The following is a 13,363-nucleotide window of genomic DNA, read 5'->3' as shown; positions in this document are numbered from 1 at the left end:
CTTTGGCTTAAAGGAAGGCTTCTGGTGGGGCAGTTGTTACACCAGTAAGGCTGGTTCTTGAATTTCTAATCTTTTCTTCGTTCTTTTTCCGGTAATCATCAAGAGCTTTTTGCAATTTTTCATCCTCTAGGGCCAGGATCCTAATGGCCATTAGGGCAGCGTTTTTTGCACCATCTATTCCTACCGATACACTTGGAACCCCTGGAGGCATTTGAGCAATTGCCAAGAGGGCATCAATGCCTCCCAAGGTTCCAGCAGCTACGGGTACGCCGATTACTGGGAGGGTTGTATGAGCGGCGATAACTCCTGGTAGGGCCGCAGATAATCCAGCTACAGCTATTATTACCCTAAGCCCCCTTGAACATGCATTTGCAGCGTACTTTGCGGCATCCTCTGGGGTTCTGTGCGCAGAGGCTACCGTTACCTCGCATGGAATGTTGAAAGATTTGAGTTCCTCATATATCTTTTGGCCTATTCTCAGATCTGACGATGATCCCATGACTATTCCTACTAGCGGTTTATTCATTTTGGGGTCCCTCCAATCTTGCTGCAATATCCTTTCTGTAAAAATGACCTTCGAAGGATATGGCACCTATATTCTCATATACTTTTTTCCTTGCTTCGGTTATGTCTTCACCGAGTCCCACTACGGTGAGAACCCTTCCACCTGCAGTAAGGTATTTATTTTTTTCCTTTTTGGTGCCAGCATGAAACACCAGTATGTCATCTATACAAGACAACTTCTCTATACCGTGAATCTCAAAGCCCGTTTCATAAGATTCGGGGTAGCCCCCGGAAGCTACAACTACTCCCACTGCAGCTTTTTCAGGTTTGGGAACCCTTACATCCTTTAAAGATCCCATGCTGCAGGCCAACATAACTTCTGCTAGGTCTCCTTCAAAAATAGGAAGGACCACTTGAGTTTCAGGGTCTCCCATTCTAACGTTGTACTCCAGCACATTGCAGTTGCCTTCTTTGTCTATCATCAGGCCAAAATACAAAACACCCATGAATGAAATGTTTTCCTTTTCGAGTCCTGCTATGGTCGGTTTGATTATCTTCTCTTCTATTTTTGATGATAACCTTTCATCAACCCAGGGCACAGGAGAGTAAGCACCCATTCCTCCCGTGTTGGGTCCCTTGTCGTTATCCCATGCTCTTTTATGGTCTTGACTTGGCGACAGCATTATGTAATCAGAGCCGTCAGTTATGACTAATACAGTAAGTTCACGGCCCGGCAGGAAGTCCTCTATGACTATGGTTTTGCCAGCTTCCTTAAGATATCCCTTGTTCAAGAGTCCGTCGCATATTTCGCGGGCTTCTTCAAAGTCGTTTATGACGAAGGCCCCTTTCCCAGCAGCCAGCCCATCTGCTTTCACTATATATGGTGGGGTCCTCTTCTTTAGAGCTTCCAAGGCCTCGGGAAGTTGCGTGCATATGTCAAATGGCGCCGTGGGAACGTTGTTTCTGGCCATGAAAGATTTTGCGAAGGCTTTGCTTCCCTCGAGGCGAGCTGCCAATCTGTTGGGGCCAAACACCAGAAATCCTTCTTGCCTCAATGTGTCTGCTACGCCATTTACCAGGGGAGCTTCAGGACCTATAACAACCAGATTGGGATTTATATGTTTACATATCTTCAAGACTTCATCAGGATTTGTGTGGTCCCCCTTGTGGAGAGCAGCAAGGTCCTGTATTCCCCCGTTGCCAGGCATACAATGAATTTCCTTTACTCTGGGAGATCTGGAAAGGGCCCAAACTATGGCATGCTCCCTCCCACCACCTCCGAGGACGAGTACTTTCATTCCAGTTGTTCCTCCTTTCTTTGAAGGCATAGCTGTTAGTGGCGGAAGGTTCTCCAGCCACTAAGGAACATACTTATCCCTGCCTTCATTGCGGCCTCCTTGACCTTATGGTCGTTTACGGATCCTCCTGGCTGTATTATGGCTGCTATTCCTGCTTCCTTAGCATATTCAACGGAGTCGGGGAATGGGAAGAATGCATCGGATGCTAACACAGCTCCTAGGGCTTTTTCGCCGGCCTGATTGATTGCCCATTTGACTGCATCGACACGGCTGGTAAAGCCCGAGCCTAGTCCAACGGTAGCTAGGTCTTTTACTATAGCTATAGCATTACTTTTGCATAGATAGACAGATTTCCAAGCGGTTATTAAGTCATCCCAAAGGTCAAGTCTTGGTTTACCCACCCATTCGCCAGCGTTCGGGTCTGGAAGGGGTGGAAGTTTGTCTTCTTGAACGAGGATTCCGCTCCAAGTTCCTGTGAGCTGTAGGGGCATGAAACGTTGCCCTTTCCATTCTATTAGTCTAGTGTTTTCTCTTTTTTCTTTTATATATTCGACTGCTTCCTGTTCATATCCCGGAGCAACAACCACTTCCACGAATTTCTCTGCGAGTTCCTTGGCCGTTGCAAGATCAACTTTTCTTGAAAAGCCAATAATACCTCCAAAGGCTGATACTGGATCGCAAGCTAGGGCTTTTTTATAGGCCTGCTGTGTCGTTTCTCCCACGGCGACTCCACAGGGCGTCGTATGTTTTATTATTACGCATGCGCAATCCTGCTGTAATATGGATATGGCTCTGAATGCACAATCCATGTCCAGGATGTTGTTGTAGGACAGAGGTTTCCCTGAAAGTTGAATCCAAGCCTTATCGGCTATCGGAATGGTGTAAAGGCCCGCTTTCTGATGGGGGTTTTCGCCGTAGCGAAGGGATATGTCCCTTCGCAGCGATAAGGGTATCATCTCAGGTAGTTCCTCATCTATGGCCGCTATTTGAGACATTAACCCCCTGTAAATGGCAGTGTCGTACCAGGAAGTGTATGAGAAAGCTTTAAGAGCCAATTCGCCCCTGGTCTTTAGGGTTACGTTGCCCTCGTCATTTATTTCTTTGAGTATCCTATTGTAGTCAGCCTTATCGACGACACAAACTACCTGGTGATAATTTTTTGCTGCAGCCCTTATAAGGGTTACACCTCCTATATCTATGTTTTCTAGGAGATTTTCCAGATCGGCACCTTCTTCCCATGCCCGTTCAAAGGGATAAAGGTTGCATATTACCATATCGATCAGGGGGATATTGAATGTCTCAACGTCATTCAAGTCTTCCTGAAAATGCCTTCTTGCCAAAATGCCGCCTATGATTGATGGGTGGAGAGTTTTGACTCTGCCTCCCAGCATGTGGGGGTATCCTGTAAGATCTGCTACTTCCTTTACGCTTACCCCCGAGGCGGCAAGGTGTTTTGCGGTGCCAGAGCTTGATACCAACTCATATCCTAATTCAACTAGCCCCTTCGCAAAATCCACAATTCCTTCTTTATCGTATACAGAGACAAGGGCTCTTTTTCTAGGCATTACACATCCCTCCTCATTCTTGTTGCACTTTGTCCGTTTGTAAATAGGTCTTTCAATACTTCGGTATACAGATAGTGCTCTACCCGGTGTATCTTTTCCTCCAGTGTCTCTAAAGTGTCATAAGGGGAAATTCTAACGGGCATTTGAGCCAATATAGGCCCATGATCCACTTCTTCATCGACCAGATGTACCGTAACTCCAGTCACCTTCACGCCGTATTCGAATGCCTGTCTTATGGCATCGACCCCTGGGAAGGAAGGTAGTAAGGATGGATGTATGTTGACTATCCTGTTTGGATAGCTTCTTACTACCTTAGGAGACAGTATTCTCATGAACCCTGCTAGGATAATCCATTCTACGTGGTGGTTTTTAAGCTCTTCGAGTAGTGTTTTTTCTGCTGTCTCGACTCCTTCTTGGTATGGTAACACTACAGTTGGAATACCAAGGTTTTTTGCTTTCTTGAGGCCTTCTGCGTTTTTCTTGCTGCTTCCCACGAATGCCACGGTCGCAGGTATCTTGCCTGCTTGACAGTTTTTTACGATGGTTTCCATGTTGGTGCCTCTACCAGATATAAGCACTGCTACAGATGTCATCGGCTTATCTCCCCAATTTCGTAGAGGTCCTCGTTTTCCTTTTTCATCACTTCTTTTATTGTAGGTACATCAGAAGGTGAGACGATGAAGACGAAACCAATTCCTAAATTGAATACTTTTCTCATCTCCTCTTCTGAAACACCTTTAGAGGATATAAGCTTGAAGATTGATGGACGCTCCCAAGAGTTGAAATCAATGAAAAGGGTTCGGGATGGAGGAAGGATCCTTTCAATATTCTCCTTCAGACCTCCTCCTGTTATATGAGCCATTCCCTTGACGAGGCCGGTTTCTGCTGCCTTCATGGCTTGCCTCACATATAACCTTGTGGGCTTAAGGAGGCTGTCTCCAAGTTTTTCTCCCAAAATGGGTAAGGTGCTGTCAAGCTCCCCAGTGTCTTCTCCCAACAATACCTTCCGGGCTAGTGAATAACCGTTGCTATGGAGGCCAGAGCTTTTAAGCCCCAGGACTATGTCCCCTTTTTGAATGTTTTGCCCTGTAATTAGATCTTTTTCTTTTACAATGCCAACTGCAAAGCCTGCTAAATCAAGCTTGCCGTAATCGTAGACATCGGGCATTTCAGCGGTTTCACCGCCTAGCAGCACACAGCCAGATTGGTAACAAGCGTCCGCGATGCTTTGTATTATGGGCTCCAACACTGCGATATCAAGCTTTGAGCAGGCTATGTAATCAAGGAAAAATAGGGGCTTAGCGCCACACGTTACCAAATCGTTCACGTTCATGGCCACCAGATCTTGTCCAATGGTATCGTATCTGTTTAAGATTCTTGCTATTTCTACTTTGGTCCCAACTCCATCTGTACAGGCAGCTATTAAGTTCTCTTCATCTAACCTGTAAAGTCCTGCAAACCCACCTATGCCACCAATAGTTCGGGAACTTTTATTTTTAGATACGATTTTCTTGATGACATCTACCCAGTCTTGAGCTTTTTTAAGGTCCACCCCTGCTTTCTCATAAGTCCAATTCATCGTCTTTGCCTCCATTCAGATAGTCCCCACTGAAACAGGCAGTGCAGACGTTGTGGTGAGGTAATCCAATGGCATCCAACATCTCCGATACTGATATGTAGCTTAAAGAATCAGCCCCTATCTCTTTGCATAGTTCTTCTATGTTCATTCGTGCTGCAGCCAACTCCTCGGAGGTTGGAGTGTCGATCCCATAATAACAGGGAAACTTTACAGGAGGAGATGCTATTCTTATATGTACTTCTTTGGCACCGCTTTCTCGCACCATTGCGATGACTCGTTGTACGGTGGTTCCTCTGACGATCGAGTCATCGACTATTACAATCTTTTTGTCCTTCATGATTTCCCCTATGGGGTTCAGCTTTATTCTTACCCCAAGCTCTCTTACCCTTTGGGTGGGTTCTATGAACGTTCTTCCGACATACCGGTTCCTTACTATGGCTTTTTCGTAGCGCAGGCCCGATTCCTCGGCATATCCCATGGCGGAGATGGTGCCACTGTCAGGCATCCCAGTTACCATGTCTGCCTCTGGACATGGAGCCGATTGTGCTAGTTTTTGCCCAAGTTTTTTCCTGACGTCATATACTGATTTTCCGTCGAGAAAGCTGTCTGGTCTTGCGAAGTAGACGTACTCAAAGGCACAAGTAAACTTGCGTTCTGTTTCTTTGGGGATGAGTAGGCTTTTTTCTCCATCTTCATCTATTACTACCACTTCTCCAGGTTTTATGTCCCTTACCAATGTGGCTCCGACAATATCAAGCGCGCAGCTTTCCGATGCTATGTAAGTGGTTTCTCCTCTTCTGCCTAAAACGAGTGGTCTGAATCCCCATGGGTCTCTAGCTGCTACCAGGCGGTTGTTTATGATCACAGCCAGACTGTAGGCTCCTTTAAGGGTTTTTAGAGCACTGATAAGGGCATCGAGAGGAGGTTTATGTGATTGATGGGCCATTAAATGAAGGATGGTCTCGGTGTCGCTCGTAGATTGGAAAATGGCTCCGCGATTTTCCAAATACCTTCTAATGCCTGTGGCGTTGGTTATGTTGCCGTTGTGAGCTATAGCCACGGAGCCCCGAGAGTAGTTGGCAGTTATGGGTTGAGCGTTGGATAGAAAGGATCCCCCCGCTGTAGAGTACCTAGTGTGCCCTATGGCACAGTTGGAATGGGAGGATGACAGTTCCTTCTGGTCCAAAGCAAGATGTACAAGGCCCATTCCCTTTGTGACCCTGAGCTCACAACCTGCGCTGTTTTTTGCAATCCAGGCCATTCCGGAGGATTCTTGTCCCCTATGCTGAAGGGCGTATAGGCCTAAATAAACGTCCTCAAGCACGGATTGGCCGTTCTTTGAGAAAGCTCCAAACACTCCGCACATCGTTATATCATCCTCTCCAGCACCCTAATATTTCCTGTAGGGTAAAGTTGGCAAGCCCAGATATATCCAATGTATGATCCTCAATGACAGTACCGATCTTTAATAAGCCAAAATCCCTCCATATGCTTTCAAAGAGGCTTACCATGCTGGGTTTGACAGAGTATATTGCTCTTGGTCTTCCTTCGCCGAACAAAAATTCAGGTCTTTTGAGCAGCTCGGGGGCTATATTTATCCTAGCTCCTTTCTGAGCAAAGATGCATTCCTTGGCAATGGAGATTGCAAGGCCACCGCTTCCTATGACTCTTACAGATGAGCAGCATTTTTCTTTGGAAGTTTTGATGGCCCTTTCTTTGAATTTTCTTTCTAGGTCGGCATCATATGGGGTAGGTTTACCCTGTATGGTTCCGTCCATAATCCTTTGGAAGAGGCTTCCTGCTAAGGAACCTTTCTCAGGACCCACCAGGAATAAAATGTCTTTTGCTTCCATTCTTCCAGAGGGGAGGAAGGTGTCAAGATCCCTTAGGAGTCCTACTATGCCAACGAGAGGGGAGGGGAGGATTTTTTTCCCTGGTGATTCATTGTATAGACTTACGTTTCCAGAGACGACAGGGCATTCCAAGTCCTTTGCAGCTTGAGCGAGTCCTCTTACTGATTCCTTTAATACCCAATAATTTTCTGGTGATTCTGGGGAAGGGTAATTTAAGCAGTCTGTCATACCCAAGACTTCTGCTCCGCAAGCCCACAAAGGACGAGCGGCTTTGAGGAAGCTTTCAGCTCCTCCATTGTACGGGTCAAGCCAGCAGCTCCAAGGGTCGCAATCCATTGACAAAGCCAGAAATGTCCCGTTTTCTTTAATCCGTATGACGCTAACTGGATTCCCTGGTCCTGCTACTGTATTTGTCTGCACCATATGGTCGTATTGTTCGTATATCCATGATTTGTCTCTCACGTTGGGGTCCGTAAGAACGGACAAAAAGAGCTCCTTAAAGCGCTCTTGTGGCACTTCATATTTTTTCTCAACCTTGATGTTCTCTAAATAAGCTGGTTTTTGAGAGGGCCAGTCAATGACCGGGCAACCGCCTCCAACCATTTCTGCAGGCAGATCCACTACTGTCTCTCCATGGTTCGTTATTCTGAAGCGTTTGTCACTTGTTATTTCTCCTATGAGAGCACACTCCAAAAGCCATTTTTCGGCGCATTTTTTGACTTTGTCGAAGTTGTCTGGTTCAATTATCAACAACATTCTCTCTTGAGATTCTGATAGTGCTATCTCCCAAGGAGTCATGTTTGCCTCTCGTGTAGGTACTTTCTCTGCATATATGTGTATGCCAGTCCCACTTTTTGCAGCTATTTCACTGGCTGATGAGGTTATGCCAGCCGCACCCATGTCCTGCATCGAGGCTATTAGTTTATCCTTAAGTAGTTCGTGGCAGCACTCTATTAGAAGTTTTTCCACAAATGGGTCTCCTATTTGAACTTGGGGCTTACTGGATTTAGTATCTTCAGCCAATTCCGTGGAGGCAAAGGCTGCTCCGGCGATGCCATCTCGTCCTGTCCTAGAACCTAAGAGCACGACCCATTGGCCTACTTTTGCAGTTCTTGAAGTTATGACGCTTTCTTGGTGTACTGTTCCGACGCACATGGCATTGACCAGAGGGTTTCCTTCATAGCTGTCGTCGAAAAAGGTTTTGCCCCCGACGGTTGGGACTCCTACAGCGTTGCCATAACCGCCTATGCCGGCGACAACTCCCTCTATAAGGGATAGAGTGGAGTTGTTAGGTGTCTTCCCGAAGAACAATCCATCAAGGCAAGCTGTAGGCCAAGCGCCTACTGCCAATATGTCTCGTATGATTCCACCCACCCCAGTTGCTGCGCCTTGATATGGCTCAACGGCGGAAGGGTGATTGTGGCTTTCTACTTTGAATGCTGCGGCCCACCCGCCACCTATATCGACTATTCCGGCATTTTCTCCTGGACCTTGGATGACATGTTTGCCTTCTGAATTGAACATTTTCAGGATCGAACGTGTGGATTTGTAGCTGCAATGTTCTGACCACATAACGCCAAGTATCCTAAGTTCCGATTCGTTGGGTTCTCTGCCTAGCATTTTCTTTATTGCTAGATATTCTTCCTTCCTTAGGCCTACTGTTTTGTAGTTCATTTAACGGCGCCCCCTTTTTGCGAGCCATAAAGCTACAGAGTCCCATATAAGTCCGCCATCTTCTGATCCTAAAATTTTTTCAGAAGCGCGTTCTGGATGGGGCATTAACCCTAGAACATTTCCTCTTTCGTTTACAACTCCAGCAATGTTCTCTATTGATCCATTGGGGTTGTTTTCTTCATCGACTGTGCCGTCATTGCTGCAATAACGGAATACCACCTGTCTGTTGGCAAGTACGCGCTTCAAGTCCTCAGGCGGAAGGAAGTATAGGCCTTCGTGATGGGCTATCGGCATCTTTAATACTTGTCCTATTTGTAAATTTGATGTGAAAGGGGTATCTGTTCTTTCAACCCTTACGGTGCATTGGCGGCATATAAATTTCAGGTTTTTGTTTGCAAGCAAAGCCCCTGGCAACAACCTCGCCTCTGTGAGAATTTGAAATCCGTTACATATGCCCAGCACTAGTCCACCGTTTTCTGCATAATTTTTGATTCCTTGTAGGATCGGTGCTGTGGCTGCCATGGCTCCACAGCGCAGGTAGTCCCCATATGAAAACCCTCCTGGCAGTACTACTAGATCAGCGTCACTAGGTAAGTGGTTTTCTTCGTACCATAACGTAAGGACTGGAGTTTTCAGCCTTGTAGCTAAAGAATGGACCACGTCTCTGTCGCAATTGCTTCCGGGGAAAACTACCACATAAGCTCTCATGATATATCATCTACCTCTATCGAGTAGTCTTCAATGAGATCGTTTACTAGAAGATCCGAACACATTTCTACGACTCTCTTTTTGGCTGTTTCTTTATCTGGTGCTTCTATCCAAAGTTGAAGGTACTTGCCGATTCTTATATCCTTTAACTCTGTGTAATTCATCCTATGCAGCGTACCCAATACAGCTTTACCTTGGGTATCCAAAACCCCATCTTTTAGATATACGAGTACTTTTATATGATACAACATTATTCTTCCCCCTTAGCGGATAGGCGTCTCCATATTTCTTGATATGCCTCTAGTACGTTGCCCAAGTCCTTTCTGAACCTATCTTTGTCAAGACGATCTCCACTGGAGCTATCCCAAAACCTGCAAGTATCTGGAGAAATTTCATCTGCCAGTATGATCTCTCCATCCTTGGTTTTTCCAAATTCGAGTTTGAAGTCCACCAATGTTATCCCCAGAGGTTTGAAAAGGTCCTTTAATAATTGGTTGACCTGAAGAGCCATGTTTTTTATTTTTTGTATCTCTTCCTCTGAGGCCCAGCCAAAGGATATAGCCTGATCCTCTGTGACTATCGGATCCCCTAATTCATCGTTTTTGAGGTAGAACTCCACTAGAGGTGGGTTAAGGTTGATTCCTTCGGGAACGCCTAGCCGCTTGCAAATCGAACCGGTGGTTATGTTTCTTACTACGACCTCAAGAGGTATTATTTCTACCTTCCTGACTAGTTGCCTTACTTCATCTACCATTTTTACAAAGTGATTAGGTACGCCCCTGGATGCGAGATACTGCAAGATATAAGAGCTTATCTTGTTGTTTAGAGCTCCTTTTCCCTCCATGGTGGTTTTTTTAAGAGCATTGAAAGCTGTCAGCGTGTTTTTATATTCAAGTAGCAGGATATCGGGGTCGTCGGTCTCAAATAGCTTCTTTGCCTTGCCTTCATAGATAGGTTCCAATTTCTCCATTGGTGTATACCTCCCTAAAATCGAAATTATACCTAACATTATTAGACTTATCGTTATTATTGTCAACTATATAGCTGACTATAAAGCGTGAAGAGTGGTTATAATAAATGCGACAGGAGGGCGTTGCGATATATTTGGGTTTTGATAAAATTCTTCAGTTTTGTGTTGTATGATATAAAATTGTCGTCCCTGGTTTAGGCGGTATATAATATATGTCTGTTGACTTACGATGCCTTACAACAAGAAGAAAATGAGAGGTGCTTTTATGGATTGGAATATGGCCAACATTAGAAATTTTTGCATAATTGCTCACGTAGATCACGGCAAGTCTACCCTTGCTGACAGACTCTTGGAAGCAACTATGACTATAGATGCTAGAAACATGCGAGAGCAAGTTTTGGATACCCTTGAGCTGGAGAGGGAAAGGGGTATAACCATAAAGCTGGTCCCAGTCCAAATGAAGTATAGAGCGGATGATGGACAAGAATACATATTGAACCTGATTGATACGCCAGGGCACGTAGATTTTACCTACGAAGTTTCCCGTTCTCTTGCTGCTTGTGAGGGAGCATTGCTTGTCGTGGATGCAGCACAAGGAGTTGAGGCCCAAACTGTAGCGAATGCTTACATGGCGGTAGATCAGGGGCTCGAAATTATTCCGGTGATAAACAAAATAGATTTACCATCGGCAAGGCCAGAGGAAGTGAAAAAGGAGATAGAAGATATAGTGGGCATTGATGCAAGTGATGCCTGTCTAGTCAGCGCTAAGGAAGGAAAAGGCATCAAAGAGGTGTTGAATGCCATTATCGAAAAGATACCAAGCCCAAAAGGGGATCCAAAAGCACCTCTTCGTGCGTTGATCTTTGACTCCATTTACAATAACTATCGAGGGGTAATATGCTCCATAAGGGTCGTTGACGGTGTGATAAAGAAAGGACAAAACGTCACTTTCATGGCGACCGGTAGAAATTATCAAGTTGAGGAGTTGGGGGTATTCAAGCCAGACATGTCTCCCGTGGAACAGCTTGGACCTGGCGCCGTGGGCTATATCATAGCAAACATCAAATCGGTGTCCGAGGCTAGAGTAGGTGATACCATCACCAGTGCTGAAAGGCCTGCGGAGAAACCTCTTCCTGGCTATCAAAACGTTAAGCCAGTGGTATATTGCGGTTTCTATCCCATGGAGAGGGATGATTACCCAAATCTAAGGGACGCCTTGGAAAAGCTGCAGCTGAACGATTCAGCCATTGTTTTCGAACCGGAAACCTCTGCTGCTTTGGGTTTTGGTTTCCGGTGCGGTTTTTTGGGACTTCTTCATATGGATATCGCAAAGGAAAGGTTGAGCAGGGAGTTTGGGATAGATCTAGTGGCCACTTTGCCCAATGTTGTATATCAGGTCACAAAGAAAGACGGCACTTTAGTGGTAACTCATAAGCCTTCTGATTTTCCAGAGATAGGTGATATAGAGGAGATAAGGGAACCATACATAAAGGTGACGGTGTTCGTTCCTAACGAATTCGTTGGCAAGGTGATGCAGCTTTGTCAAGATAAAAGGGGCAACTATATAAGTATGGATTACATAACCCCTGAGAGAGTGCGGCTTGTTTATGAATTGCCTCTGGCGGAATTTATAATAGATTTTCACGATAAGATAAAATCCTTAACCAGGGGTTTTGCTTCAATTGACTATGAGCATGTAGGATATAAAGCTTCCGACCTGGTCAAGGTGGACATACTCATAGGAGGAGAAGTGGTTGATGCTTTTTCCTTTATCTGTCACAAGGACGAAGCTTACCACAGAGGGCATGCCGCAGTTAAGAAACTGAAAGACATCATACCTCGGCAGCTTTTCGAAGTGCCCATACAGGCTGCTATAGGCAAGCGTGTTATCGTTAGAATGAACATAAAACCCTTGCGGAAGGATGTCTTGGCTAAATGTTATGGGGGCGATGTGACCAGGAAGAGGAAGCTATTGGAAAAGCAGAAGGAAGGCAAGAAGAAAATGAAACAGATAGGTAAAGTATCCATTCCTCAGGAGGCCTTCCTTGCATTCCTGAAGACGGAGGAAGAAAAGCAAAGTTGAGGAAGTTCTCAGAGGGCATTTCATTGTACCTTCACGTTCCCTTTTGCATTAGGAAGTGCCCTTATTGTGCTTTTTACAGTGTTCCAATGAGCAACCGCGAGCTTGTTGGAGTTTACCTTGATGCTGTGGAGTTGGAAGCTTCGAAGTGGTCTAACTGGAGAACTTGCAAGCGCCCTATAAGGACTCTTTATATTGGTGGCGGAACCCCTTCCTTGCTCTCCGTGGGTGAATGGGAAAGGCTGAAAAACATACTAGAGCGCAATTTTAACCTGGATTTTTTGGAGGAGGCCACCGTAGAAGCAAACCCTGGGTCTTTAAACGAAGACTTGTTGACTTTCTGGAAAGAATGGAGAATAACCCGAGTCAGCATAGGCTGTCAAAGTTTCGATAAACAAGACCTTCTCATTTTAGGTCGTCCCCATGGTGCGCTTGAAGGAATGAAATCCTTGGAGTTGGCGCTTGTAAAGGGGTTTCATGTCAGCTGTGATCTCCTCTTTGGTTTGCCGGGGCAGACTATAAGGAGGTGGCATGCAAACCTAGAGACGGCTTTAAGACTTGGAGTACATCATGTCTCCTGTTACCAACTCACATTGGAGGAGGGCACCCAATGGGGAAAATCTCCTCCCCAAAGCATCCCTTCAGGGTATCCCTTCTATAGGTGGGCTCAATATTATTTAGAAAAAAAAGGTCTTTATCAGTACGAAATTGCCAGTTTTGCGCTAAGAGGCTTTGAATGTAGTCATAATTTGGGTTATTGGTACAGAAGGGACTGCATCGGCATTGGGCCGGGAGCTTGGGGGTTTATAAGGGGAAGAAGATACAAGAACGTTTCCTCTTTGAAAGATTATGTATCAAGACTTAAAGAGGGAAGAAGCATTAAAGAATGGTCCGAGAGACTGATTGGCCTTCATGGGGCATTGGAGGCTGCTATGCTGGGACTTAGGACTAGATGGGGGATAGATGAAATAGACCTGATTGAGGAGTTCGGCAAAGAAAAGGCTCAAGAAGTTCTTCTTAGGCTTGAGGACGTCCCGGAGCATTTGTTGAAAAAAAAGCCGCATAAGCTTGTGCTTACGCGGCGAGGTATGAGAGTCGGAAATGCGATTTGGGAGAAGCTTGTTTCCTAGTT

Annotated in this window: 12 protein-coding genes; 2 read left to right on the top strand and 10 right to left on the bottom strand. The window is 45.6% G+C overall.

Annotated elements, in window-relative coordinates; genetic code table 11:
* Positions 1–7: 7 nt before the first annotated feature.
* Genes purE through purC form a run of 10 tightly spaced genes read right to left on the bottom strand, consistent with a single transcriptional unit; the run spans position 8 to position 10,151 of the window.
* Positions 8–526 carry a 5-(carboxyamino)imidazole ribonucleotide mutase gene (purE, locus tag V7Z69_RS01565; protein WP_014163303.1) on the bottom strand — a complete coding sequence of 173 codons (519 nt, stop codon included), beginning with the start codon at positions 524–526 and terminating at the stop codon, positions 8–10.
* Positions 519–1,802 carry a phosphoribosylamine--glycine ligase gene (gene purD, locus V7Z69_RS01560; RefSeq protein ID WP_014163302.1) on the bottom strand — a complete coding sequence of 428 codons (1,284 nt, stop codon included), beginning with the start codon at positions 1,800–1,802 and terminating at the stop codon, positions 519–521. The genes purE and purD overlap by 8 nt, the downstream gene beginning before the upstream one ends.
* Positions 1,803–1,837: 35 nt before the next feature.
* Entirely contained in the window at positions 1,838–3,367 is a 1,530-nt protein-coding gene (gene purH / locus V7Z69_RS01555; RefSeq protein ID WP_334138187.1) for a bifunctional phosphoribosylaminoimidazolecarboxamide formyltransferase/IMP cyclohydrolase, read from the bottom strand.
* Positions 3,367–3,960, bottom strand: coding sequence for a phosphoribosylglycinamide formyltransferase (gene purN / locus V7Z69_RS01550; RefSeq protein WP_014163300.1), 594 nt, complete (start codon positions 3,958–3,960; stop codon positions 3,367–3,369). The genes purH and purN overlap by 1 nt, the downstream gene beginning before the upstream one ends.
* The gene (purM, locus tag V7Z69_RS01545) at positions 3,957–4,946 is read right to left on the bottom strand and encodes a phosphoribosylformylglycinamidine cyclo-ligase (protein ID WP_014163299.1); all 990 of its coding nucleotides are present in this window, start codon (positions 4,944–4,946) and stop codon (positions 3,957–3,959) included. Before purM ends, purN begins: the two co-directional genes overlap by 4 nt.
* Positions 4,930–6,312 carry an amidophosphoribosyltransferase gene (gene purF / locus V7Z69_RS01540; RefSeq protein ID WP_014163298.1) on the bottom strand — a complete coding sequence of 461 codons (1,383 nt, stop codon included), beginning with the start codon at positions 6,310–6,312 and terminating at the stop codon, positions 4,930–4,932. Before purF ends, purM begins: the two co-directional genes overlap by 17 nt.
* Before the next feature lie 7 nt (positions 6,313–6,319).
* Complete coding sequence (purL, locus tag V7Z69_RS01535; RefSeq protein WP_334138185.1) at positions 6,320–8,473, bottom strand: phosphoribosylformylglycinamidine synthase subunit PurL; 2,154 nt, start codon at positions 8,471–8,473, stop codon at positions 6,320–6,322.
* The gene (gene purQ, locus V7Z69_RS01530; RefSeq protein ID WP_014163296.1) at positions 8,474–9,181 is read right to left on the bottom strand and encodes a phosphoribosylformylglycinamidine synthase I; all 708 of its coding nucleotides are present in this window, start codon (positions 9,179–9,181) and stop codon (positions 8,474–8,476) included. It lies immediately after the preceding gene.
* Entirely contained in the window at positions 9,178–9,432 is a 255-nt protein-coding gene (gene purS / locus V7Z69_RS01525) for a phosphoribosylformylglycinamidine synthase subunit PurS (RefSeq protein ID WP_014163295.1), read from the bottom strand. Before purS ends, purQ begins: the two co-directional genes overlap by 4 nt.
* Complete coding sequence (gene purC, locus V7Z69_RS01520; protein ID WP_014163294.1) at positions 9,432–10,151, bottom strand: phosphoribosylaminoimidazolesuccinocarboxamide synthase; 720 nt, start codon at positions 10,149–10,151, stop codon at positions 9,432–9,434. Before purC ends, purS begins: the two co-directional genes overlap by 1 nt.
* Before the next feature lie 265 nt (positions 10,152–10,416).
* On the opposite strand from purC, the gene lepA reads away from it, so the two are divergent.
* Together lepA and hemW are read left to right on the top strand one after the other, a co-directional pair.
* Positions 10,417–12,234 carry a translation elongation factor 4 gene (gene lepA / locus V7Z69_RS01515; RefSeq protein WP_334138180.1) on the top strand — a complete coding sequence of 606 codons (1,818 nt, stop codon included), beginning with the start codon at positions 10,417–10,419 and terminating at the stop codon, positions 12,232–12,234.
* On the top strand, positions 12,231–13,361 hold the full coding sequence (gene hemW, locus V7Z69_RS01510) for a radical SAM family heme chaperone HemW (protein ID WP_014163292.1): 1,131 nt from the start codon (positions 12,231–12,233) through the stop codon (positions 13,359–13,361). Before lepA ends, hemW begins: the two co-directional genes overlap by 4 nt.
* Positions 13,362–13,363 lie beyond the last annotated feature (2 nt).

It is taken from the genome of Thermovirga lienii (genome assembly GCF_036847465.1).
In the GTDB taxonomy this organism is placed as follows: Bacteria; Synergistota; Synergistia; order Synergistales; family Thermovirgaceae; genus Thermovirga; species Thermovirga lienii.
This window is presented reverse-complemented; position numbering and strand designations above follow the sequence as displayed.